This is a genomic window from Streptomyces sp. NPDC005774 (assembly GCF_042871645.1).
Taxonomy (GTDB): domain Bacteria; phylum Actinomycetota; class Actinomycetes; order Streptomycetales; family Streptomycetaceae; genus Streptomyces; species Streptomyces pratens.
This window is the reverse complement of record NZ_JBIAIV010000034.1, coordinates 57,702-81,276: the sequence shown is the minus strand read 5'-3', so window position 1 is coordinate 81,276 and position 23,575 is coordinate 57,702. Positions and strand designations below refer to the sequence as shown.

General features: G+C 71.9%; 22 protein-coding genes and 1 pseudogene. 12 read left to right on the top strand and 11 right to left on the bottom strand.

Annotated features, from left to right (window positions below; genetic code table 11):
* Positions 1 to 213 precede the first annotated feature (213 nt).
* Positions 214 to 1,221, bottom strand: coding sequence for a LacI family DNA-binding transcriptional regulator (locus ACFYQA_RS26660; protein WP_388922722.1), 1,008 nt, complete (start codon positions 1,219 to 1,221; stop codon positions 214 to 216).
* 470 nt (positions 1,222 to 1,691) lie between these two features.
* Between ACFYQA_RS26660 and ACFYQA_RS26655 the strand changes: the two genes are divergently transcribed.
* The 5 genes from ACFYQA_RS26655 (at position 1,692) to ACFYQA_RS26635 (ending at position 9,351) form a co-directional block, all read left to right on the top strand.
* Positions 1,692 to 2,618, top strand: a complete 927-nt coding sequence (locus tag ACFYQA_RS26655) for a carbohydrate ABC transporter permease (RefSeq protein WP_388922695.1) — start codon at positions 1,692 to 1,694, stop codon at positions 2,616 to 2,618.
* A gap of 7 nt (positions 2,619 to 2,625) precedes the next feature.
* On the top strand, positions 2,626 to 3,591 hold the full coding sequence (locus tag ACFYQA_RS26650) for a carbohydrate ABC transporter permease (protein ID WP_388922692.1): 966 nt from the start codon (positions 2,626 to 2,628) through the stop codon (positions 3,589 to 3,591).
* Positions 3,592 to 3,672: 81 nt separating this feature from the next.
* On the top strand, positions 3,673 to 5,016 hold the full coding sequence (locus tag ACFYQA_RS26645) for an ABC transporter substrate-binding protein (RefSeq protein WP_388922689.1): 1,344 nt from the start codon (positions 3,673 to 3,675) through the stop codon (positions 5,014 to 5,016).
* A gap of 59 nt (positions 5,017 to 5,075) precedes the next feature.
* Positions 5,076 to 7,118, top strand: a complete 2,043-nt coding sequence (locus tag ACFYQA_RS26640) for a beta-galactosidase (protein WP_388922686.1) — start codon at positions 5,076 to 5,078, stop codon at positions 7,116 to 7,118.
* 175 nt (positions 7,119 to 7,293) lie between these two features.
* On the top strand, positions 7,294 to 9,351 hold the full coding sequence (locus ACFYQA_RS26635) for an RICIN domain-containing protein (RefSeq protein WP_388922683.1): 2,058 nt from the start codon (positions 7,294 to 7,296) through the stop codon (positions 9,349 to 9,351).
* A gap of 79 nt (positions 9,352 to 9,430) precedes the next feature.
* Here the strand turns inward: ACFYQA_RS26635 and ACFYQA_RS26630 are convergent, their stop codons facing one another.
* From ACFYQA_RS26630 to ACFYQA_RS26620, 3 genes are all read right to left on the bottom strand, one after another.
* Complete coding sequence (locus tag ACFYQA_RS26630; RefSeq protein ID WP_388922680.1) at positions 9,431 to 10,774, bottom strand: VWA-like domain-containing protein; 1,344 nt, start codon at positions 10,772 to 10,774, stop codon at positions 9,431 to 9,433.
* Positions 10,771 to 12,063, bottom strand: coding sequence for an AAA family ATPase (locus tag ACFYQA_RS26625; protein WP_388922677.1), 1,293 nt, complete (start codon positions 12,061 to 12,063; stop codon positions 10,771 to 10,773). The genes ACFYQA_RS26630 and ACFYQA_RS26625 overlap by 4 nt, the downstream gene beginning before the upstream one ends.
* A gap of 100 nt (positions 12,064 to 12,163) precedes the next feature.
* Positions 12,164 to 13,624, bottom strand: coding sequence for a hypothetical protein (locus ACFYQA_RS26620; RefSeq protein WP_388922674.1), 1,461 nt, complete (start codon positions 13,622 to 13,624; stop codon positions 12,164 to 12,166).
* Between the two features lie 307 nt (positions 13,625 to 13,931).
* Here ACFYQA_RS26620 and ACFYQA_RS26615 point away from each other — a divergent pair, with 307 nt between their 5' ends.
* A complete protein-coding gene (locus tag ACFYQA_RS26615; RefSeq protein WP_332432507.1) occupies positions 13,932 to 14,384 on the top strand; it encodes a phospholipase in 453 nt (150 codons plus the stop codon).
* Between the two features lie 69 nt (positions 14,385 to 14,453).
* Here ACFYQA_RS26615 and ACFYQA_RS26610 read toward each other — a convergent pair.
* Positions 14,454 to 14,714, bottom strand: a pseudogene (locus ACFYQA_RS26610) (iron chelate uptake ABC transporter family permease subunit); the annotation flags it as partial.
* A gap of 5 nt (positions 14,715 to 14,719) precedes the next feature.
* Entirely contained in the window at positions 14,720 to 15,574 is an 855-nt protein-coding gene (locus ACFYQA_RS26605; protein WP_388922671.1) for an ABC transporter ATP-binding protein, read from the bottom strand.
* Positions 15,575 to 15,908: 334 nt separating this feature from the next.
* Between ACFYQA_RS26605 and ACFYQA_RS26600 the strand changes: the two genes are divergently transcribed.
* Positions 15,909 to 16,400 carry a DUF5949 family protein gene (locus ACFYQA_RS26600; protein ID WP_388922668.1) on the top strand — a complete coding sequence of 164 codons (492 nt, stop codon included), beginning with the start codon at positions 15,909 to 15,911 and terminating at the stop codon, positions 16,398 to 16,400.
* A 27-nt stretch (positions 16,401 to 16,427) separates the two neighbouring features.
* Here ACFYQA_RS26600 and ACFYQA_RS26595 read toward each other — a convergent pair whose 3' ends face one another.
* Both ACFYQA_RS26595 and ACFYQA_RS26590 read right to left on the bottom strand, forming a co-directional pair.
* Complete coding sequence (locus ACFYQA_RS26595; protein WP_388922664.1) at positions 16,428 to 16,655, bottom strand: hypothetical protein; 228 nt, start codon at positions 16,653 to 16,655, stop codon at positions 16,428 to 16,430.
* Positions 16,656 to 16,717: 62 nt separating this feature from the next.
* Positions 16,718 to 16,972: a hypothetical protein gene (locus ACFYQA_RS26590; protein WP_388922661.1), complete on the bottom strand. Its 255-nt coding sequence runs from the start codon at positions 16,970 to 16,972 to the stop codon at positions 16,718 to 16,720.
* 209 nt (positions 16,973 to 17,181) lie between these two features.
* On the opposite strand from ACFYQA_RS26590, the gene ACFYQA_RS26585 reads away from it, so the two are divergent.
* The gene (locus ACFYQA_RS26585; RefSeq protein ID WP_386394239.1) at positions 17,182 to 17,655 is read left to right on the top strand and encodes a carboxymuconolactone decarboxylase family protein; all 474 of its coding nucleotides are present in this window, start codon (positions 17,182 to 17,184) and stop codon (positions 17,653 to 17,655) included.
* Between the two features lie 102 nt (positions 17,656 to 17,757).
* Positions 17,758 to 17,952, top strand: coding sequence for a hypothetical protein (locus tag ACFYQA_RS26580; RefSeq protein WP_388922725.1), 195 nt, complete (start codon positions 17,758 to 17,760; stop codon positions 17,950 to 17,952).
* A 137-nt stretch (positions 17,953 to 18,089) separates the two neighbouring features.
* On the opposite strand, the gene msrA is transcribed toward ACFYQA_RS26580, so the two are convergent.
* Complete coding sequence (msrA, locus tag ACFYQA_RS26575; RefSeq protein ID WP_388922658.1) at positions 18,090 to 18,602, bottom strand: peptide-methionine (S)-S-oxide reductase MsrA; 513 nt, start codon at positions 18,600 to 18,602, stop codon at positions 18,090 to 18,092.
* Between the two features lie 188 nt (positions 18,603 to 18,790).
* Between msrA and ACFYQA_RS26570 the strand changes: the two genes are divergently transcribed.
* The 3 genes from ACFYQA_RS26570 to ACFYQA_RS26560 all read left to right on the top strand — a co-directional run bounded on the left by ACFYQA_RS26570 (position 18,791) and on the right by ACFYQA_RS26560 (position 22,154).
* On the top strand, positions 18,791 to 19,240 hold the full coding sequence (locus tag ACFYQA_RS26570) for a helix-turn-helix transcriptional regulator (protein ID WP_388922655.1): 450 nt from the start codon (positions 18,791 to 18,793) through the stop codon (positions 19,238 to 19,240).
* A gap of 5 nt (positions 19,241 to 19,245) precedes the next feature.
* Positions 19,246 to 19,659, top strand: coding sequence for a VOC family protein (locus ACFYQA_RS26565; protein WP_386394246.1), 414 nt, complete (start codon positions 19,246 to 19,248; stop codon positions 19,657 to 19,659).
* 95 nt (positions 19,660 to 19,754) lie between these two features.
* Positions 19,755 to 22,154: an ATP-binding cassette domain-containing protein gene (locus ACFYQA_RS26560; RefSeq protein ID WP_388922719.1), complete on the top strand. Its 2,400-nt coding sequence runs from the start codon at positions 19,755 to 19,757 to the stop codon at positions 22,152 to 22,154.
* Positions 22,155 to 22,361: 207 nt separating this feature from the next.
* Here ACFYQA_RS26560 and ACFYQA_RS26555 read toward each other — a convergent pair whose 3' ends face one another.
* Together ACFYQA_RS26555 and ACFYQA_RS26550 are read right to left on the bottom strand one after the other, a co-directional pair.
* Positions 22,362 to 22,814, bottom strand: coding sequence for an ATP-binding protein (locus ACFYQA_RS26555; protein ID WP_388922652.1), 453 nt, complete (start codon positions 22,812 to 22,814; stop codon positions 22,362 to 22,364).
* Positions 22,815 to 22,949: 135 nt separating this feature from the next.
* A complete protein-coding gene (locus ACFYQA_RS26550) occupies positions 22,950 to 23,516 on the bottom strand; it encodes a DUF2269 family protein (RefSeq protein WP_388922650.1) in 567 nt (188 codons plus the stop codon).
* Positions 23,517 to 23,575 lie beyond the last annotated feature (59 nt).

Sequence of the window (23,575 nt, the reverse complement as noted above, 5' to 3'; positions counted from 1 at the left end):
GAGCGACAGCGGCTCCCCCCCCCCCCCCCCCCCCCCCGCCGGTACCAGTAGACCCGCGCGGGGCGCGCCCTGCTGGTGTCGATCTGCGGAGGGCCGGACCTGCCGGCCGGCAGGGCGGACTCCCTCCCACGACGGATCACGGCGCCGACGATCAACCAGTCTCCCCCAACAACACACCTGCGGACAGGGTGAGTTGAGCAGGGCCGGGTCGTCTCAGCCGCCCGTCCGCGGCTGAGTCGCCGGCGGCGGTGCCGTACTGGCGCGCGGTACCAGGCGGGTCGGGACGAGGGTGGTCCCCCGCTCGGGGCCGTCATGACGCATCTTGCTCAGGACGGCCGCCACACAGCGCCGCCCCACCTCGGCGAAGTCCTGGTGGACGGTGGTCAGCGGGGGCAGGAAGGAGGACGCCTCGGGGATGTCGTCGAAGCCGATGACGCTGACGTCCTCGGGGACGCGCCGGCCGCGTTCGTGGAAGGCACGCAGCAGGCCGAGGGCCATCTGGTCGTTGGCCGCGAAGACGGCGGTGCACTCGTCGAGGGCGGCGAGTTCGAGGCCCGCGCGGTAACCGGACTCCGCGGACCAGTCACCGCGGACGAGTTCCGGCGGGACGCGTCCGGCGTCGGTGAGGGCGGCACGCCAGGCGTCGGTGCGGCGCTGGGCGGCGAAGGAGCCCTCGGGGCCCGCCAGGTGCCACACCGTGCGGTGACCGAGGCCGAGCAGGTGGCGCACGGCGGTACGGGTGCCGCCGGCCTGGTCGGTGTCGACGACCGTGTAGCGCTCGCCGGCGTCGGAGTCGACGACCACGACCTGGACGTGCGGGGGCAGTTGGATCGTCGCAGCGTCCAGCAGATGGACCTCCATGATGACGATCACCGCATCGACGGCGAGCTCCTCCAGGCGGGAGAACGCGCCGCGCACCTCGTCCTGGGTCGGTATCGCGACCGGGAGGAGGGTCACCGCGTAGCCCTCGTGCGCCGCGGAGGTGGCGATCGCCTCGAGGGTACGCACGTTTCCGGTCGTGGCCAGCGAGAAAGTGATGACGCCGATGGTGCGGAACTCGCCGCGTTTGAGCGCGCGGGCCGCGCTGTTGGGCCGGTAGCCGAGCTCCTGCATCGCGGCCAGCACCTGCTCGCGGGTCTCCTCGTTCACCCCGGCGTAGCCGTTGGAGACGCGGGAGACGGTCTGGGAGGAGACGCCGGCGAGGCGGGCCACGTCCGCCATGGAGGCCCTGGCGCGGCGGCCGCCCCTCGGACGAGGGCTCGGCGCGGCGCCGTCGGCCGGTTCCGGGCCGGCCTGGTCCGTGCCCACCGGGCCCACGCCTGCCGAACCCACGCTTGCGGGGTCCGGGCCGGCCGGGTCCGGGCCAGCCGGGTCCTCGCCGGCTGGGTCCTCGCCGGCCGCGGCCGTCCCGGTGACGGGCTCCCGCCCCGGCGCGCTGTCCACCGTCTCCACTCGCTTCCGGCCGCCTTCCCGTCGCCACCTGCCGCGTCAGGGTTTTCCTGAGAACCCTTGACCGTCGTCTTCAGGGCAGTGTAGACATGCCGCCACCGAATGTTTACGCAAACATATCACCCCGTCGCATTTCCGCGGCGCTTGATGTTTGCGCAAACATCGGCTGCAGGGGGCGGGGCTCCCGGCCCCGAGGAGGGCGCCGTGATCACCCGGCCCGAACGTGGACGAGCGAGGACGACATGACGACGCTGCAACCGCCGGCGACCGCCGAGCCGCGGCCGGCACCACCTCCGGTGGGACGGGACCGCCGGTCCTGGACGGGGTGGGGGTTCATCGGTCCCTTCGTGGCCGTGTTCGCCCTGGTCTTCCTGGCCCCGATCGTGTATTCGGTCTACCTCAGCCTCTTCCGGGACCAGCTCATCGGCGGCACCAGTTTCGTCGGGTTCGACAACTACCGGCAGGCCCTGCAGGACGAACGGTTCTGGGCCGCGCTCGGCCGGGTCTCGCTCTTCCTGTGCGTGCAGGTGCCGATCATGCTCGGCATCGCCCTGCTGGTGGCACTGGCGCTGGACAGCGGACGGCTCTACGGCAAGAGCTTCTTCCGCATCTCGGTCTTCCTGCCGTACGCGGTGCCCGCCGTCGTCGCCACCCTCATGTGGGGCTTCATGTACGGAACCCGCTTCGGCCTGGTCGGCGACGTCAACGAGGCCTTCGGGCTCTCGCTGCCCGACCCGCTCTCCCCCGGCCTGGTGCTGGCCTCGATCGGCAACATCGTCACCTGGGAGTTCGTCGGCTACAACATGCTGATCTTCTACGCGGCACTGCGGGTGATCCCGCACTCCCTCTACGAGGCGGCCGAGATCGACGGCGCCGGGCAGATCCGCGTCATCACCGCCATCAAGCTGCCCGCGATCCGCGGTGCCCTGGTCATCGCGACGATCTTCTCCGTCATCGGCAGCTTCCAGCTCTTCAACGAGCCCAGCGTCCTGCAGAAGCTGGCGCCCAACGCCATCACCACGGACTACACGCCGAACTACTACACGTACTCGCTGTCCTTCTCCGGCCAGCAGCACAACTACTCTGCGACGGTCGCCATCGTCATGGGGCTGATCACCATGGTCATCGCCTATGTCGTCCAGCTGCGCGGCATGCGCAAGGGAGCGTGAAACAGCGATGACCAGTACCGTCTCCCCCGCCTCCGCGAGCCGGACCGGCTCCGCGTCCGACGCCTCCGGTTCCGCCCCCTCCGGTTCCGTCCCCAGGCTGCGTACGCGCCGGCGCGGCTCCACTCCCGGGAGGCCGCGCCGCAGTGTGCTGCTGACCGTGCTCACCGGCCTGGTGCTGCTGTACAGCCTGGTTCCGCTGGTGTGGCTGGTCATCAGCGCCACCAAGACCCAGGAAGGGCTGTCCCGTTCGTTCGGCCTCTGGTTCGACGGCGACTTCGCCCTCTGGGACAACATCGTCGATACGTTCACCTACAACGACGGTGTCTTCACCCGCTGGCTGCTGAACACCGTGCTGTACGTGGGTCTCGGCGCGGGAGGCGCGACCCTCCTCGCCGTGCTGGGCGGCTACGCCCTGGCCAAGTTCGAGTTCCCCGGGCGCCGGGCGGTCTTCGCCGTCGTCATCGGCGCCGTGGCCGTGCCGGGGACGGCGCTGGCGGTGCCGACCTTCCTGATGTTCAGCACCATGGGGCTGACCAACACCCCGTGGGCGGTGATCATCCCGTCGCTGATCTCGCCGTTCGGCCTGTATCTGATGTGGGTGTTCGCCAGTGAGGCCGTCCCGAACGAACTCCTCGAGGCGGCCCGGATCGACGGCGCGGGCGAGCTGCGCACCTTCTTCCTGGTGGTGCTGCCGCTGCTGGCGCCGGGCATCGTCACCGTCTCGCTGTTCACCATGGTCGCGACCTGGAACAACTACTTCCTCCCGCTGATCATGCTCAAGGACCCCGACTGGTACCCCCTCACCCTGGGGCTGCACAGCTGGAACGACCAGGCCGCGACCGCCGGCGGACAGCCCGTGTTCCACCTGGTCATCACCGGCTCGCTGATCACCATCGTCCCGCTGATCGCCGCGTTCCTGCTGCTGCAGAAGTACTGGCAGTCGGGGCTCTCCGCCGGAAGCGTCAAGGAATAGCGCCGCCCCTCTTCCCTCCTCCCGCACATCACCCCGTCCCGGCCCCGGAATCCCGGCCCACGAAGAAGTGGAAGCACGCCCATGCACAAGCAGTCCCGCCGCCTCCTGCGCGGCATCGGCATCGTCTGCGCCCTGGCCCTGGGCGCCACCGCCTGCGGCGGTTCCGACGACGGGGGCGCCGCCCCGAAGGCGGTCTCCGAGTCGGACGTCGAGGCGGCCCTGGAGAAGGGCGGCACCGTCACCGTCTGGGCGTGGGAACCCACGCTCGAGCAGGTGGCGGCCGACTTCGAGAAGGAGCACCCCGGAGTCGAGGTGAACCTCGTCAACGCGGGCACCGGCAACGAGCAGTACAAGGCGCTGCAGAACGCCATCTCCGCCAAGAAGGGCGTCCCCGACGTCGCCCAGGTCGAGTACTACGCCATGGGCCAGTACGCGCTGACCGAGGGGCTCACCGACCTCGGCGGCTTCGGCGCCGACAAGCTCGCCGGCCAGTACTCCCCCGGCCCCTGGAACGGTGTGAAGGCCGGCGGCGAGGGGATCTACGGCCTGCCGATGGACTCCGGCCCGATGGCCCTGTTCTACAACAAGAAGGTCTTCGACAAGCACGGGATCGACGTGCCCACCACGTGGGACGAGTACGTGGACGCGGCCCGCGCCCTGCGCAAGGCCGACCCGAAGGCGTACATCACCAACGACGCGGGTGACGCGGGCTTCACCACCAGCATGCTGTGGCAGGCCGGTTCGCGCCCCTACGAGGTGAGCGGCACCGAGGTGAAGATCGGGTTCGGTGACAAGGGGGCCAAGGACTTCACCGGAACCTGGCAGAAGCTGCTCGACGAGAAGCTTGTCGCCCCGGTCACCAGTTGGTCCGACGAGTGGTACAAGGGCCTCGGCGACGGCACCATCGCCACCCTGGCCATCGGTGCCTGGATGCCGGCCAACCTCGCCTCCGGGGTGAAGGAGGCCGCCGGTGACTGGCGCGTCGCCCCGCTGCCGCAGTGGACGGCGGGCGCCGACGCCGGCGCGGAGAACGGCGGCAGCGCCCTCACTCTGCCCGAGCTCGGCGAGAACGAGGCGCTCGCCTACGCGTTCGTGGAGTACGCCAACGCCGGCGACGGTGTCGAGACCCGCGTGAAGGGCGGCGCCTTCCCGGCGACCACGGCTCAGCTCGACTCCGAGGAGTTCCAGAACACCGAGTTCCCGTACTTCGGCGGGCAGCAGGCCAACAAGGTGTTCGCCGAGTCGGCCGCGAACGTCGCCGACGACTGGGCGTACCTGCCGTACCAGGTGTACGCCAACTCGATCTTCAACGACACCGTCGGCAAGGCCTATGTCTCCGGCACCACGCTGGCGGACGGCCTGAAGGCCTGGCAGGACGCGTCGGTGCAGTACGGCAACGAGCAGGGCTTCACCGTAGAGAAGTAGCACACCGGGGCGGCACGCACGTCGTACCGCCCCGGTGCGAGACACCCGGAAGGACCGCCATGATCTCCACCCTCCTGTCCCGTACCAGCGGGGCGGACGGCGACCGTGCCCCCCGCCTCCTGTACGGCGCCGACTACAACCCCGAGCAGTGGTCCCGCAGCGTCTGGGAGGAGGACGTCCGGCTGATGCGGGAGGCCGGTGTGAACGTCGTGTCCGTAGGGATCTTCTCCTGGGCGCGGCTGCAACCGGCGGAGAACACCTGGGACTTCGGCTGGCTCGACGAGGTGCTGGACCTGCTGCACGCGGGCGGCATCGGTGCCGACCTGGCGACCGCCACCGCCTCCCCGCCGCCCTGGCTGACGACGGCCCACCCGGAGATCCTGCCGGTCACCGCGGACGGCACCGTCCTGTGGCCGGGGGCGCGCCAGCACTGGCGTCCCACCTCCCCGGTGTTCCGCGCCCACGCGCTGCGCCTGGTACGGGAGCTGGCGACCCGCTACGCGGGTCACCCGGCCCTGGTCGCCTGGCACGTCAGCAACGAGCTGGGCTGCCACAACGTCTACGACTTCTCCGACGACGCGGCACGCGCGTTCCAGAACTGGCTGCGAGTCCGGTACACCACCCTGGATGCGCTCAACTCCGCCTGGGGCACCGCCTTCTGGTCCCAGCGCTACACCGACTGGGTGCAGATACTGCCGCCCCGGCAGGCCGCGTCCCACCCCAACCCCACCCAGCAGCTGGACTTCAAGCGCTTCTCGTCGGACGCGCTCAAGGAGCATCTGCGGGCCGAGCGGGACATCCTACGGGAGATCACCCCGGACGTCCCCGTCACCACCAACTTCATGGTGATGGGCAACACCAAGGGGATGAACTACCCCGACTGGGCGCAGGAGATCGACTTCGTCTCCAACGACCACTACGTCCATCCCGGGCCGCAGGCCCGCGACGAGCTGTCCTTCTCCGCGAACCTCACCAGCGGCATCTCCGGCGGCCGGCCCTGGTTCCTGATGGAGCACTCCACCAGTGCCGTCAACTGGCAGCCCGTCAACGTGGCGAAGCGTCCGGGCGACCTGGCCCGTGACTCGCTGCTGCACGTGGCGCACGGGGCCGACGCGGTGTGCTACTTCCAGTGGCGTCAGTCGGCGGCCGGTGCCGAGAAGTACCACTCGGCGATGGTTCCGCACGCCGGCGCGGACAGCGACCTGTTCCGCGCGGTGACCGCACTCGGTGCCACCCTCAAGGCACTCGCGCCGGTCGCGGGCAGCGAACGGGAGGCCGCCCGGGTCGGCATCCTCTACGACTGGGAGTCGTGGTGGGCGAGCGAGCAGGACTCCCATCCCTCCTCGCTGCTCGACTACCGGCAGGAGGCGCTCGACTGGTACTCGGCGCTGCTGGCCCTCGGTGTCCGCGCCGACCTCGTCACCACCCGCGCCGATCTGCACCGCCACCAGGTCCTCGTCGCACCGGTGCTGCACATGGTCCCCGCCGACCTGGCCAAGACGCTCACCCGGTACACCGAGCAGGGCGGCCACCTGATCACCACGTACTTCTCGGGTGTCGTCGACGAGCACGACCACGTCTGGCTCGGCGGCTACCCGGGGGCGCTGCGCGAGCTGCTCGGCATCCGCATCGAGGAGTTCGGTCCGCTGCTCGACGGTGACACGGTGGAGCTCGACGACGCGACGACGGGCAGCCTGTGGACCGACCGGATCACCGTCGCGCCGGGGACGGACGTCCTGGCCCGCTACCGCACCGGCGTACACGCCGGCCGGGCTGCCGTCACCCGGAAGGCCACGGGCACCGGCTCGGCCGCCTACGTCTCCACCCGGCTCGGTGTCGCAGGGCTCACCTCGCTGCTGCCCCGGCTGCTCGCACCGGCCGGTGTGGAGAGCGAACTGCCCACCGAGGTCCGCGGACTGATCGAGACGACGGTCCGCAGCGGTCCCGGCGGCCGGTTCCTGTTCCTGGTGAACCGGACCGACACGGCAGTCCCCGTGCGCGGCCTCGACGGGGAGGTACTGCTCGGCACCACGGAGGGGGACGGCGGTGCGCTGGTCCTCGGACCGCGCGCCGTCGCCGTACTGCGGCAGCCGGCCGGCTGAGACGCGGCGACCGCCTCGGCTCCGGGCCCGGCAGGGGCGGGGCGGGAGCGCCTGTTCCGCCTCCCCGGCACGGCACGGTCGTTCCGGGAGGCCGTCTCCTCCTCCGGCCGCGCGCACCGCGCGGCCGGAGGGTTCCACCAGAGCGCGACCACACCTCAATGTTGGGAGCACACCGATGGCACACCGCACCCGCAGAGGACGGCTCCTGACAGCCGCCGGCCTCACCGCCCTGGCCACCGGGGCCGCCCTGGTCCCCGCCCCGGCGTCCACCGCTCGGGCGGAGGCCTCCGTCCCCTCCGTCCCCTCCGTCACCGTCCGGCCCGATCCGTCCTATCAGCAGGAGGAGTTCGAGGGCTGGGGCACCAGTCTGGTCTGGTTCGCCAACGCCACGGGCGACTATCCCACGGAGATACGCGAAAAACTCGCCGAACTCCTCTTCGGCGACGAGGGCCTCGCCCTGAACATCGCCCGCTACAACGTGGGGGGTGGCAACGCCCCGGACGTCAAGGACTATCTGCGTGCCGGCGGCGCCGTCGAGGGCTGGTGGAAGGCGCCGGCGGGCACCACCCGAGAGGACACCGGCTGGTGGGACGCCGACGACCCGGCGGACTGGAACCCCGACGCCGATGCCACCCAGCGCTGGTGGGTGGACCGCATCAAGAAGGACATCACCCGCTGGGAGACCTTCAGCAACTCCCCGCCCTGGTTCATGACCATCAGCGGCTACGTCTCCGGCGGGTTCGACGCCTCCGAGGACCAGCTCAAGGCCGAGTCGGTCGACGACTTCGCCGCCTATCTGGCGGGCGCGACCAAGCGGCTGGAGAAGGCGCACCGCATCGAGGTCGACACCGTCGACCCGTTCAACGAGCCGAACACCACCTACTGGAGCACCCGTCTCGGCCCGGACGGCGAACCCGTCGGCGGCCGGCAGGAAGGCGCCCATATCGGCCCCGAGCTCCAGGAGAAGGTGCTCCACGCCCTGGCGCCGGCGCTGAGGAAGGCGAGGACCGGGGCCAGAATCTCCGCCATGGACGAGACCAACCCGTCCACATTCGCCCGGAACTGGAACACCTACTCCCCCGCAGCCCGCGACCTCGTGGACCAGATGAACGTCCACACCTACGGAACCGGGCAGCGCACCACCGTCCGCGACCTCTCCAAGGCGGCGGACAAGCGGCTGTGGATGAGCGAGGTCGAGGGCGACTGGGGCGACGGACAGAGCTTCACCGACATGCGTCCCGGTCTCGGTCTCGCCCAGCGCATCGTGGACGATCTGCGCGAACTCGAACCGCGTGCATGGGTGTTCTGGCAACCCGTCGAGGACCACGACAACATGAGGCCCGGCGGGGAGTCCGCGAAGGGCGGCAACTGGGGCGAGATCCAGCTGCCGTTCAGCTGCACGGCGACCGACACCCTCGAGTCCTGCCCCGTTCGCACGAACACCAAGTTCGACACCGCCCGCAACTTCACCCATTTCATCAAGCCCGGCGACCGGCTGATCCAGGTGAACGACACCTCCAGCGCGGCGGCGGTGACGAAGAACGGCAAGGGCGCCTCGGTCGTCCACGTCAACAGCACCACCGGGGCCCGCGACGTCACCGTGGACCTCTCGAAGTTCCGCACCGTCAACCGGAACGCGACCGTCACGCCCGTGGTGACCAGTGCGGACGGCAAGCTGGAGCGGCACAGGGCCATCAGGGCCGGCGACCGCACGGCCACCTTCACCGTGCCCGCCCAGTCGGTGACGTCCTTCGTCGTCAAGGGTGTCTCCGGCGTCGCCGCCGACGCCCCGCTGCTGCGCAAGGGCCACACCTACACCCTGACCGGTGCGCAGAGCGGCAAGGCCGTCACCGTCGGCGACGACGGCAGCGGCCTCGTCATCGGTACCGGCGACGGCTCGGCGGCCCAGCGGTGGCGGCTGAGCACGGTGCGTCCCGGTGACGGAGTGCGGCAGCGCTACGAATTCACCAGTGCGCAGGACGGTGAGCGCAGGCGTCTGACCGTGCGTGACGGCGTCCCGGTCGCCGCGCCCGACAACGGCAAACGGGACAGGGCCGCCGAGTGGATCGTGTCGGGCACCGGCGACGGCACCTGGACGCTGATCAACGCGGGCACCGGGCGCCTCCTGGAGGTCGGCGGCCAGGCCACCCACGAGGGCGCCGCGGTGACGACCTGGGAGCCCAACTCCGGTGCCAACCAGAGGTGGACGGTCACGGATGTGACCGGGACCTGACGCCCTCCGGGTCCCGGTCCCCCAGGTCGGTGGGCCGGGGCCCGGGGCCCGGGGCCCGGCAGCCGGCGTCGCGTTCGGTTCACCGGCTGCCGGGGCCCTCGGTGATGGTCACCACCCGGGCCCAGCCCGGCGGTGCGTCCGGTCGGTACTCGGGGTCGTTCTCGTCGTGCGAGGAGCCGGCCGTGCGGCGGCGGGGGAACAGGCCGACCACCGTCCGGCACGGGGGCCGCCGGTCCGGCCAGGGTGTCTGTCCGTCGGTCAGCACCACGAGGGCGTCCGGCCGGGGGCGTGCCCGGAGGGCCGTGGCGAAACCCGTGCGCAGATCCGTTCCGCCGCCACCCACCAGCGGTATCCCCTCGGCACGGCACAGGGACCGCACGGCTGTGGCCGCGGCGTCGCACGACACCACCGACACTATGTCGCGGCGGCCGCCCACCGCCCGGGAGATCGCCGCGACCTCCCGGAGCGCGCTGCCCAGTTCGGCGTCGCTGACCGAGCCGGAGGTGTCGATGACCACCGCGACACGGGGCGGCGTGCGCCGCAGGCTCGGCAGCACGATGCCGGGCAGGCCGGCCGAGCGCCGTGCGGGACGGCCGTAGGAGTAGTCATCGCCCGCACCGGAGCCGGAGACCGCCGCGCGCAGTGCCGCACCGAGCAGCTCCCGCCAGGGCTGCGGCGGCTGGAACGCCTCCTCGGCCCATCGCTGCCAGCTCTCGGGGACGTCTCCCGGCCGGGCGTTGATGCCCTGCGCGACCCGGAACCGGACCGCGTCGCGTTCCTGTTCGCTGAGGCCGTGCGCGCCGTCCGGCCCGAGGTCCCACTCCCGTTCCCGTCCGTCGGCGCCGCTGCCGCAGTCCAGCCAGGCCATGCCCTGGGTGTACGGCCCGAGCCGGAACTGGCCCAGGTAGTCCTCCATCAGCTCTCCGGCCGGAAGCAGCAGGCTCCTCGGCGTGATCGCGCCCTCGGGCCGAACCAGGCCGTCGCCGAACACGTCGTCGTTGATCTCGCAGTCCGCCGCGATGTTCATCCGCAGCCGTTCCGCCGGGCCGGTCAGGTGGTGCGCCCGTGCGTACCGGTCGCAGCGCCCGTGGTGGTCGCGCAGCAGGTGCGACACCTCGTGCACCCAGACACCGGCGAGTTCCTCCTCGGGGGTGCGGTCCACGAAGCCCGGCGACACGTAGCACCGCCAGTGCCGGTCGACGGCCATCGTCGGTACCCGCACCGATGTGACGGGGTGCAGGGCGAACAGTGCCGTCGCCAGGTAGGGCCGGACGCGGGCGGCGTGCAGACGGGCGGCGAGGAGTTTGCCGACGTCGAGGGCGGGGGCGGGCGGGGGCGGCGTGGGGTGGGCGGGCGTACTGCCGGTACGCGTGGCGTGGATGTCCGCGGTGTCACCGGCCGTGGCGCGGGGGCGTGTGGTCATCGGCCCGCCCTCGCCGGGGCGACGGAGCGGGCCGCCGCCTGGTCGGCCCGGCGGGACAGGGCGATCACTCCGGTGAGGCGTTCGATCGCCTCCGGTACGTCCCAGTCCTCGCGGCGCAGGGTGGCGAGGGTGGTGGCGGGGACGACCACGAGGTCGGGGGCGCCGGTCTCCACGGCCCGGACGAGCAGCGCCCACGCGGCGTCCCAGCGGGACTTCTCCGGGCGCGCCCGGACCGCGGCCACCACCCCGTCGAGCACGGCCTGTCGCAGGTCTCCCCGTTCGGGCAGTTCGGCGCCCGCCGGGTCGGCGAGCAGCGTTTCGGGGTCGGGGAGGTCCATCCGGTCCAGACTCGCCAGCAGTTCCAGGCCGGGGCCGTCACCGACGGTGCCCCTGACCAGCAGGGAGAGCACGTCGCGGGCGGAGCCGGCCGCGGTGGCGAAGGCGATCAGGCGCAGGGTCATGTCCCAGCTGCGCGGTGAGGGCCAGGGCCCGCCCCGGCGGGTCTCATTGTCGGGCAGCCGGTGCACCAGCGGAGGGCGGGCGGTGAGGAACCCGCACACCGCACGGCGGGCGAGGTCCACAGCCTCGGGCAGTTTCTCCGGGTCGAGACGTGGCAGGGTCGCCCGGGGCCAGGTCCCGCCGAGACCGCGGACGACGACCCCGTGGTCGTGGATCCACTGAAGGTGCACGAACCGGTTGGCCAGGGGCGGGCTGAGTTCCCAGCCGTCCGCTGCCGAGGCGCGGGGGTTGGCGGCGGCCACGATCCGTACACCGGGAGGGAGTCGGAGGGCGCCGATACGCCGTTCCAGCACCAGTCGCAGCAGGGCGGCCTGCACGGCCGGAGGAGCGGTGGACAGCTCGTCCAGGAACAGCAGTCCGCGGCCCGCCCGCACCAGGCGCACGGCCCAGTCCGGCGGAGCCATCGGCACTCCCTGTTCGGCCGGGTCGTCCCCGACGACGGGCAGCCCCGAGAAGTCGGACGGTTCGTGCACGCTGGCGATCACGGTGGTCAGCGGCAGGTCCAGTGCGGCGGCGAGCTGGGTGAGGGCAGCGGTCTTGCCGATCCCCGGCTCGCCCCACAGCAGGACCGGCAGGTCGGCGGCCACGGCCAGGGTGAGTGCCTCCAGTTGGGTGTCGGGGCGGGGTTCGGTGGTGGTGTCGCTCAGGAGGGCGAGCAGATCACCGGCGACGTCGAGCCGGGAGGCGTGGGGCGGGTCGAAGGACGTCGTGGTGGCATCGGAAGCGGGAGGGCGAACGGGACGGAAGTCAGAGGGCGCGTATGTGGGCATACATCATCACCTGTGGGTGTGAGGAGCGAGCATGGGTGGGGGTGTGCGGGCGAGGCGGCGGGGTCGCCGTGAAGGCGGTCCCGGCGGTGTCACTGGTGTGTCACATGGCCAGGCGGGGGCGGGGGCGGTGGTCGTGAGGGCGACGGCTGCCGGGCGGGAGCCGGCCCGGCGCGGGCTCGTTGAGTCCCGCCCGGTACAGGCCGTAGGTGATCCGCCGCTCGGCGGCCGCCTCGAGTTCGTCCCGCAACGGGCCGTCACGCAGGCACGCGCCGGGACCCAGCAGTCCCTCGACCACGGCCAGCGCGCCGGTGATGTCGCCGTGATCCAGACGTTCGCGGACGCCGGTGAGGCAGTCCGGGCGCCGGTGCGCCCGGTCGATGGCCTGGAGGCAGGGCAGCGGCGTACCGGTCAGCGCGGCCAGCAGTTCCTCCCGCCCGATCTCGGCCGGGTCGTGGTCCAGTGCTGCCAGCACCCCGCCGACCAGCCCGATCCGGTGCCGCTCTCCCCGGCACTCCACGAGACGCGGCTCGTCCGCCGGGTCCGGCGCGCGCCGGAAACCGGTCGGCCCCGGTCCGGGCACCGGCCGCGGTACGGAGTCCGGTGCGAGCGCCGAGGCGACCAACGGGTGCAGCCGGCCGGGGCCGAGCGCACCGGCGCGGAGCAACTCCAGGTCGGGGAGCACGTGGGTGGCCGCGTAGGGCAGGACGGGCAGGGTGGAGGCGCTGCCACCGGCGGGCGCGCGGGAGAGCCGGAGGGCAGGCGGTACCGGGCCGTCGTCCCCGCCACCGGCCAGGTGCAGGAGCAGTCGGCGTCCGTCGCCGATCCGTGCGACGACCGTGCCGGTCGTGCGCCCCGCGTCGCGCAGGACGAGCGCGGCCTCGTCGCGCCACCGGTCGACGGCGCAGCGATGGCCGGGCGGGAGCAGTTCCGGTGAACCCGGGGGTAGTGCCCGGTCGTTGACGTCGGCCGGCCGGTCCGCCCCGGAGCGTGAACGCAGTTCGCCGCTCCGGCGGGCGTCCCACAGGTGGCGGTGCAGATCGAGGCGGAAGCGCGGGCTCGGGCGCGGGTGCGGATGGTGACGGGCGTCGGCCCGGAGTCGGCGGCCGTCCCACAGCTCCAGGCCGAACCGCTGGCCACCGTCCGCCCAGGCGGGCGGAGTCCGGACCACGAGGTGCACCGGGCCGGACCCGGTACCGGCCCCGGGGCCGTCACTGCCACCACCGGCGCTCCTGCCGCTCCTGCCGTACCGGGCCAGGGTGATGGTCAGGCCCGGACGCAACAGTCCGTCGGGGGCAATCCGCGGCAACTGCCAGCGGAGCAGGTCGGGCGCCAAGTGGCGCAGGTCCGAACGGACTTCGGCTGCGAGTGTCCGGCCATGGGTGCGGGCCAGGGACCGCAGGTCCAGGTCGACGTCGATGCCCGCGGCGGCGCAGGCCCCCGCCCAGTCGCCAACACGCCGGCGGGTGGTCGCGGTCTCGATCATGGCGGGCGGCACGGCGAACTTCCGCACGCGCAGCCAGAGAAGAAGACGAGTGTCCCCGTTCGCGGTCGGTGTGAGCATCAGCTCTCACCTTGCGCGGACGGAACCCCCGTTCTCGGAACGAAGTGAGTGATCATCACCAGGAGCATAACTCCCCCGCTCTCACAGGCCCAGCGATTATCCTCCGTCCCACCTGTCGGCCCCGCGAGCCCGGACTCCCTTCACCGGCCGTGGAGTTGGTCCACGCGACGCGATCACGACACCCGGCCGGCCCGAACGTCAACAGATTGTTGAGCCGTCCATGGTGTGAAAGCGTGGGCGGCACGGGCATCTTCTTGTCATGAACCTGCGGTCCGGTGGTCGGGCCGCAGTCTCGTGGAGGTGTGGGATGCACCGCAAGTTCGCCACCGCCCTGGCCGCGTCGGCTCTCGCCGCCGTCGGTGTCCTGGGTACCGCCGCAGCCGCCGAGGCCGCTCCCGCCGACAAGGCGCAGGTCCTCTCCGGCTGGACGCAGACCAGCGCGTCGAGCCACAACCAGTGGGTCGCCGCGCGCTCCAACCAGGCCGCCTGGGCCGCCTACGGGTTCGACTGGAGCACCGACTACTGTTCCACGTCCCCCGACAACCCGTTCGGCTTCCCCTTCGCGACGTCCTGCGCGCGCCACGACTTCGGTTACCGCAACTACAAGGCCGCCGGCTCCTTCGACGCCAACAAGGCACGCCTCGACAGTGCCTTCTACGAAGACCTCAAGCGCGTCTGCACCGGCTACACCGGGGCCACGAAGACCGCCTGCAACAGCACCGCGTGGACGTACTACCAGGCCGTCAAGGTCTTCGGCTGACCGTTCCCGCCCGGACCGGCCGGGTGCCGTCGGCTGCCCCGAGGGCCCGGCGGCACCCGGCCTCTTCCGTCACCGCCGGCTGCGCACCAGTACGTACAGGAAGTACGGCGTGCCGATGACGGCCGTCATGAGGCCGGCTCCCAGCTGGGCCGGTGCGATCACGGTGCGGCCCAACAGGTTGGCGATGCACACCAGTACGGCGCCGAGCAGCACCGCGACCGGGAGGACGCGGGTGTGCCGGCGCCCCACGAGGGCCCGGGCCGCGTGCGGGGCGACCAGGCCCACGAAGCCGATGGTGCCCGCGGCGGCCACGGGCACGGTGAGCAGAAGGCGTCTCATGAGGGGGTGCTGAGCCTTTCGGTGCGGGTGTGGTGACGGCCGATCGCGCGGGTGCGCAGCCGGCCGGTGAGCGGGTCGGTGCCGACCTCGATCCGGATGCCGTAGACCTCGGTCAGGCGTTGTGGTGTCAGGACCTCCTCGGGCGTGCCCTCGGCGACGATGCACCCCTCGGCGAGCAGCACGATCCGGTCGGCCACGGCCGCCGCCTGGTCGAGGTCGTGCAGGACGACGCCGACGGCGGTGCCGTGGGCGTCCGCCAGATCGCGGACCAGGTCGAGGAGTTCGACCTGGTAGCGCAGATCGAGGTAGGTGGTGGGTTCGTCGAGGAGGAGGACGCCGGTCTCCTGGGCCAGGCAGCCGGCCAGCCAGACGCGCTGGAGCTGTCCGCCGGAGAGGTGTTCGGCGCCGCGGTCGGCGAGTTCGGCGACGCCGGTCATGGTGAGTGCGCGGTCGACCGCGGCCCGCCCGCCGGGGTCGGCGCCGCCCCAGCGACCCCGGTGGGGGTAGCGGCCGAACTCGGCGACGTCGCGCACGCTCAGACCGCTGGGCGTGGGCCGGCCCTGCAACAGCAGGGCCACCCGGCGGGAGAACTCGCGAGGGCTGAGGGCCAGGCCGTCGGTGTCGGCGTCGCTCGTGAGCGCGGCCCGGCGGGGCGACTGGAGCCGCGCGACGGTGCGCAACAGGGTCGACTCGCCGCTGCCGTTGGGACCGACCAGTGCCGTCACTTCGCCCGGCCGCAGGGTCAACGCCGCGGCGTGGACGACGTCCACGCCGTCGTACGCCACGGTCACATCGGTCGCCGCCAACTCATGGCCACGCAGGCCGGGGGACGCCTCTTCACCAGGCTTCACGTCGTAAGGTTAGGCTAACCTTAATTCGCGTTGTCCGGTGGTGACCCGTACCGGAGCCGGTCGCATCCCCCCGGCCCTCAGTCGAGTCCGCAACAGCGCCCGTGTTCATACCTGTGCCCGTGATCCGCCATGTCGTCCTGTCTCACGTCCGGAGCACCTCTCGGCCCGCGTCCGGAGCACCCTCCCGGCCCGCCGGGCTTCACGTCCCGAAACCCCGAACATGGCCGTTCCGGGCGGCTGTTCATCCCTCATACGTGTGGAATGCGGCCACGGGTATCGCCCGGACGGGTGACGACCGGCCGCATGAGGGCCGCCGCGCCGATACGGTTCCGCGGTGTCCACGACCTCTACCGCAGCGCAGTCATGGAACTCCGCCGACCTGGGTTCCGTCGTCGTCATGGCCTGGCGCGGGGAAACACCCGACGGCGGCGTCCCCTTCCTCCTGGCCTGCTCCCTGGGGAACGGGGCGAGCGGCCCCGACGCCACCGCGGACGCCGTGCGGCACCTGCTGCGCGGCGCGGGCCTGTCTCCCGCGGGTCGCCTCGTCGACGCCATCGAGGAGACCGGCCCGTCCGGTGTCCTCGTCGTGCCGGGTGCGGCGTCGCTCACCATGCCGGGTTTCGACGCCCAGTTCGTCCCACCACCGAAATGGGCCGACGCCGTCCGTGAACGCGGGCATGTGTACCTGGTCTTCACGACCCGGCCCTGGCCGTCCGGTGCCGAGCCCGGCGACCTCGCGACCCTGGACGCGTTCACCTCGGACCAGGACACCCTGCGGTCCGCCGCCCACGTCCTGCTGCCCGCCCGCACCCTGCACACCGGCTGACCGCCGGCAACGGCGCACCGGGCCGGGTCAGAACAGGTGCTCCTGCTCGGCGGGCGTGCCGCCGCGCGGAGGCAGCCGGCGCGGGCCGGGGCGCCGGGCCGGTGTCTCCTCGCCGAACAGGGGCACCGTGCCGTACTCGTCGGGTTCCGCCGGGACCACGACGGGCCCGGTGCCCACGTTCAGACACAGGGGGGCGTCCCGGTCGAAATCCCCGGGCGTCATGCCTGCCCAGTCGCGTTCCTGACGCTCGCTCACCGACGCTCCGCTCCCCCGTCCGGCTTCCAGTCCCCTCATTGTTCCCGTACCCGGGCCGGGTGTCAGTCCTCGTCACGGGTCCCGGTGACATGCCTGCCGACACGCCCTCCGGCGTGCCCGGCGACAACCGCCGACAGCAGAGCGGAGGACCGCGGCCCCGGGGACCGGGCGCCGAGGCCGTCGCGGCTCGGGACGACGAGACAGCGGGCGCCGGACAGCACCCGGACGGGGCCGAGCCGCGCCGGGTCGCCGAGCGCCCCCAGGACACGCGGCAGGGCGGTGCCGCTCCCGGCGAGCGAGGAGGCGTGGTCCTGCATACGGCCAGGTTATCGCTCGTTCACCGCTGCCCGAACGACGCCTCCGCGGTCCCGCCGTATCCTCTCCGGCCCCCTTCCCGCGAGCCTTCTCCGACTTCTCGCGACCCCTCTCCGGCAGGGAGACGTACGTCACACACCAGGTCCTGTCACACCTCGGCGGGCTGTCCCGTCAGAAGTACGTCACCGCGATCGCGACCCAGGAGATCACCATGGATGCCCGTCTCGACTTCTTCGGCAACGCACTCGGCGCCAAGGTACTGAGGCACATCAACTCGGCGGGCAGGGCGGCGTCCGAATCGGGCCTGCCGCACGCCACCCAGGAACTGGTGAAGATCCGCGCCAGCCAGATCAACGGCTGCGGCTTCTGCACCGACATGCACACCAAGGACGCCGCCCACGCCGGCGAGACCGCCCAGCGCCTCCACCTCGTCGCCGCCTGGCGCGAGGCCACCGTCTTCACCGAGGCCGAACGGGCCGCACTCGAGCTCGCCGAACAGGGCACCCGGATCGCCGACGCCGCCGGCGGCGTCACCGACCAGGCGTGGGCCGACGCGGCCAAGCACTACGACGAGGACCAACTCGTCGCGCTCATCTCCCTCATCGCGGTCATCAACACCTACAACCGCATCAACGTCATCAACCAGCAGCCCGCCGGCGACTACCGGCCCGGCCAGTTCGGCTGACGGGTGGCTGCCCGCTCCGGCCCGGCCGGAGCGGGCAGCGCCCCTCCCCCGGCAGCGGGAGTGCGGCTGCCGTGCCACAGGCGCCTCGCCCACCCTGTCGAAGTGAGTGACGACCCCGGCGATCGGGGCAATCGCGGCTATCAGCGAACAGCGCCTGTCCACCATGACCCGGAGCGGCGGGTCCACCTCGTCCGGTCCCCGACGACGGGCGTCACCCGCGAGAGCGTCCCGCCCGTGCCCGAGGAGATCTCCTCCCTGATGCGGGAGGTCTCCGCCGAGGGCAAGCTCGTCGAGTGACCCCCGTCCTCCGGGCAGGGTCCGGCCCGGAGCACCAGCACCCCACGACGCCCAGGGGGCGCGCCGCCTCGCGTGCGCGCCCCCTGGGTGGGCCGTGGTGGGTGCCGCCCGGTCCGACGTCCTGGGACCTCAGCGGCTCAGGACTCCGCGCGGCGGGGCAGGCGCCAGCCGGGGCGGACGAAGTGGCAGGTGTAGCCGTCCGGGTACCGCTGGAGGTAGTCCTGGTGCTCGGGCTCGGCCAGCCAGAACGGGCCGGCCGGTGCGACCTCGGTGACCACGGGCCCCGGCCACAGACCCGACGCGTCGACGTCGGCGATCGCCTCCTCGGCGACGCGCTTCTGCTCGTCGTCGAAGTAGAAGATGGCGGAGCGGTAGCTCAGCCCGATGTCGTTGCCCTGCCGGTTCTTCGTGCTCGGGTCGTGGATCTGGAAGAAGTACTCCAGGATCGTGCGGTAGTCGGTGACCGCCGGGTCGTAGGTGATCTCGATCGACTCGGCGTGGGTGCCGTGGTTGCGGTACGTGGCGTTGGGGACGTCGCCGCCGCTGTAACCGACGCGTGTGCTCAGGACGCCCGGGAACGTGCGGATCAGCTCCTCCATACCCCAGAAACAGCCGCCCGCCAGCAGCGCCTTCTCCTCGGTCCTCGTCATCTCGTCTCGCCCTTCTCCCGCGTCCTTCGGCGGACACGTCCGCCTCGCACTCATGATCCCGTACGGCCGCGGCCGTACGCGCACCGGTCACAACCATGCCGGGAACCCTGTTGTTCCGTCCACGGCCGTCCGCCCCGGCGGATTCCACCCCGGCCGACGGGCGGGCGGACGTGTGTACGATTTCGCGTATGACCGGCTCACCCACCTCGGCACAGCGGCTGCGCGATCTCGCGCGGCTGCGCCGGGTCCGTGACCGGATCGACCGGGAGTACGCGCAGCCGCTGGACGTCGAGGCGCTCGCCCGGGGCGTGCACATGTCGGCCGGGCATCTGAGCCGGGAGTTCCGGGCCGCGTACGGCGAGTCGCCGTACAGCTATCTGATGACGCGGCGCATCGAGCGGGCGATGACGTTGCTGCGCCGCGGCGACCTGAGTGTCACCGAGGTCTGTTTCGCGGTCGGCGGCTCATCGCTGGGCACGTTCAGCACGCGCTTCACCGAACTCGTCGGCATGCCGCCCGGCGCCTACCGGCGCCTCGCCGCGGACGCGACGGAGGGGATGCCTGCATGCGTGGCGAAGCAGGTGACCAGACCGGTCAGGAATCGAGAAGCGCCCGGGGGCCGGGCACCTCTAGCGTGACGTCCATGGACATCAGCATTCACGCGAGTTTCCTCCCGCACGACGACCCCGAGGCCTCCCTGGCCTTCTACCGCGACACCCTCGGCTTCGAGGTGCGCAAGGACGTCGGATACGGCGGCATGCGCTGGCTCACCGTCGGTCCTGTCGGCCGGCCCGGCACGTCCATCGTGCTGACCCCGCCGGCCGCCGATCCCGGTGTCACCGACGACGAACGCCGCATGATCACCGAGATGATGGCCAAGGGCACCTACGCGGGCCTGCTGCTGGCCACCGACGATCTCGACGGCACCTTCGCGAAACTGCAGGCGGCCGACAGCGCCGAGGTCGTCCAGGAGCCGACCGAGCAGCCGTACGGTGTGCGCGACTGCGCCTTCCGCGACCCTTCGGGCAACCTGATCCGCATCCAGGAGCTGCGTTGAGCCGTACCCCGGCCACACTGCCGGCCGGGGGCACCGAGGCGCCCCCGGCCGGCACCAGGACCACGGACCGTATACGAGAGGACGGCACCACCGGCATGACCACGAGGACGAAGGCGCAGTCGCCCGCATCGCACGGCGCCGACAGGCACGAACTGATCCGCGTGCACGGCGCTCGCGTGAACAATCTCAAGGACGTCAGCGTCGAGATCCCCAAGCGCCGGCTGACGGTGTTCACCGGCGTCTCCGGTTCGGGCAAGAGCTCGCTGGTGTTCGACACGATCGCGGCGGAGTCGCAGCGGCTGATCAACGAGACGTACAGCGCCTTCGTGCAGGGCTTCATGCCGGCCCCGGCGCGGCCCGACGTCGACGTCCTCGAAGGGCTGACCACCGCGATCGTCGTCGACCAGCAGCGGATGGGTTCCGACCCCCGGTCCACGGTCGGCACCGTCACCGACGTCCACGCGATGCTGCGCATCCTCTTCAGCCGGCTCGGCACTCCGCACATCGGTCCGCCCGGCGCGTTCTCCTTCAACACCGCCTCGGTCCGGGCGAGCGGGGCGATCACCGTCGAACGCGGCAACAAGAAGGCGGTGAAGGCGACCTACGAGCGCACCGGCGGGATGTGTACGCGCTGCGAGGGCCGGGGCGCCGTCACCGACATCGACCTCACCCAGCTCTACGACGACTCCAAGTCGCTGGCCGAGGGCGCGTTCACCATCCCCGGCTGGAAGTCGGACAGCTTCTGGACCGTCCGGGTCTACGCCGAGTCGGGCTTCGTCGACCCGGACAAGCCGATCCGGGAGTTCACCGAGCGGGAGATGCGGGACTTCCTGTACCGGGAGCCGGTCAAGGTGAAGGTCGACGGCGTCGGTCTCACCTACGAGGGACTGATCCCCAAGATCCAGAAGTCGTTCCTGTCGAAGGACAAGGAGTCGATGCAACCGCACATCCGGGCGTTCGTGGAGCGGGCGGTCACCTTCACCACCTGCCCCGAGTGCGAGGGCACCCGGCTGAGCGAGGGGGCCCGGTCGTCGAAGATCAAGGGCATCAGCATCGCCGACGCCTGTGCGATGGAGATCCGGGACCTGGCCGAGTGGGTCCGAGGCCTGTCCGAGCCCTCGGTGGCGCCACTGCTCACCTCGCTGGGCGGCACCCTCGACTCGTTCGTGGAGATCGGGCTCGGCTACCTCGCGCTGGAGCGGCCGTCGGGCACGTTGTCGGGCGGTGAGGCGCAGCGCGTCAAGATGATCCGCCATCTCGGCTCCCCGCTCACCGACGTCACGTACGTCTTCGACGAACCCACCATCGGCCTGCACCCCCATGACATCCAGCGGATGAACGACCTGCTGCTGCGGCTGCGGGACAAGGGCAACACGGTGCTGGTCGTGGAGCACAAGCCGGAGACGATCGCGATCGCCGACCATGTCGTCGACCTCGGCCCCGGTGCCGGTACGGCGGGTGGCACCGTCTGCTTCGAGGGAACCGTCGAGGGGCTGCGGCGCGGTGACACCGTCACGGGCCGCCACTTCGACGACCGGGCGACGCTCAAGGAGTCGGTGCGCAAGTCCTCCGAGGCGCTGGAGATCCGCGGGGCGACGACGCACAACCTGCGCGATGTCGACGTGGACATCCCGCTCGGTGTGCTCACGGTCGTCACCGGTGTCGCCGGTTCCGGCAAGAGTTCGCTGGTGCACGGGTCGCTGTGCACGCCGTCGGCGGCCGGTGGCGAAGGCGTGGTGTCGGTGGACCAGAGCCCGATCCGCGGCTCGCGGCGGAGCAACCCGGCGACGTACACCGGGCTGCTGGATCCGATCCGCAAGGCGTTCGCCAAGGCCAACGGCGTCAAGCCGGCGCTGTTCAGCGCCAATTCCGAGGGTGCCTGCCCCACCTGCAACGGCGCCGGTGTCGTCTTCACCGATCTGGCGATGATGGCCGGGGTGGCGAGCACCTGCGAGGACTGCGAGGGCAGGCGGTTCCAGGCGTCGGTGCTGGAGTACCGCTTCGGCGGCCGGGACATCAGCGAGGTGCTCGCGATGCCGGTGGCCGAGGCGGAGGAGTTCTTCGGCGCCGGTGAGGCGCGCACTCCGGCGGCGCACCGTATCCTCGGCCGGCTCGCCGACGTGGGGCTCGGTTACCTCACTCTCGGCCAGCCGCTGAACACACTGTCCGGCGGGGAGCGGCAGCGGCTCAAGCTGGCCGTGCACATGGCGGAGAAGGGCGGCGTCTACGTCCTCGACGAGCCGACCACCGGCCTGCACCTCGCCGACGTCGAGCAGCTGCTGGGTCTGCTCGACCGGCTGGTCGACTCCGGCAAGTCGGTGATCGTCGTCGAGCATCACCAGGCGGTCATGGCGCACGCCGACTGGATCATCGACCTCGGGCCGGGCGCCGGGCACGACGGCGGTCACATCGTCTTCGAGGGCACCCCCGCCGACCTGGTCGCCGCCCGCTCCACCCTCACCGCCGAGCACCTCGCGTCCTACGTCGGCGCCTGAGCCCTCGCCCGGGGCGCCGAGCTCCTGCCCGGCGCCCCGGGCCGGGATGCCGCCGTGCGCCGTCCGGGCCCGGCAGTTGTGGCCGCCCGCCGGGCCCGGACGCAGGGCGCGGGAGACCGGGCGCAGGGGCACGGGAGACCGGGACGCGGAAGCAGGGGTGTGCGATGTGGAGCCATGTGGCGCGGAGCCGTGCGACGCGACCGGCCGTCACCGGCCGCCGGTCTCCATGAGGGAGATCAGGGCCGTGATGCGTTTGCCGGCCGGCTCGGGCTGCACGTCCACCCCGCGGGCGACGGCCAGCACGATCTCCAGGCCGTGCCGGCCCACGCGGTCCGGGTTCGCGACCCCGGCCACGGGCAACGCGGTACTGCCGTCCCGGACCATCACCTCGAGGGCGTCTCCGGCGATGCGCAGGTCCAGCCGGACGGGACCGGGCGCGTACTTGAGGGCATTGGTGACCAGCTCGCTCACCACGAGCTGGGTGACCTCCATCGCGCGGGACGACACGGGCAGCGCGTCCTCCGCCTGAGCCCGCGTCAGGAACGCGGCGGCCAGCCGCCGGGCCTCCGCTATCCACGCGCCGTCGCCGTCCAGGACATAGGACGCCCGCCGCGGTACGCCGGACACCGGATCCTCTTCGCCGGCAGGAACTGCTTCCATCCAATCCGCCTTCACTCACCGATCACACTGCGCGCCTACCCACGATCTCCGGCCGCATTCCCCCGGCCCACGGTGGTGCCCCGAGCGGGTGCTTGTCTCCCGTTCCGGGAGACGCGCCGAGCGCCTCGAATTGTGTCAGGCACGTCCGACAGGGCGGTGGGCACCCGGCTCCGGGACGTCCACCGGCCCGGCCGGCTCCGGGGCACGGACCCCGGCGCGCAGGCGGCGGCCCCTGCGGGTCGGGCCCCAGGGTTTGAGGATCGAGATCGCCGTCATGAAGACATAGGCGGACAGGGACACGACCGGGCCGAAGAGGACATCACCCGCGTCGGGCAGAGGACGTCCCGCAGCCACGGCGGCCATCGCCGCGTCGACCCCCGGCCTCAGCGCGAAGACCGTCGCCGTGGTCGTCGCCAGGGTCAGCCAGAACTTCGTGTACACCCACCGGTGCCTCGCCAGCCCCCACGGGGTGCCCAGGGACAGCACCAGTCCGCTGCTCAGGGTGAGCAGGGCAAGCGGGACCACGAGCCGGTCGGCGAAGAGCTTCATCGCGCGGGCGGACGCCTCCACGGTGGCCTCAGAACCGGTGGTGGCGGCGGTGACACCGAGTGCGAGCAGCCCGAGGGTGAGCCCGAGCCAGCTCGCGGAGGAGACGACGTGGACGACGAGGAGGGCCCGGCGTGCGGGGCGGCTGAGTTTCACCTGTCCCACGGTGCCGGGCCCGGACGTCCGGGGCGTCCCACGGTGGGAGTAACCCCGGG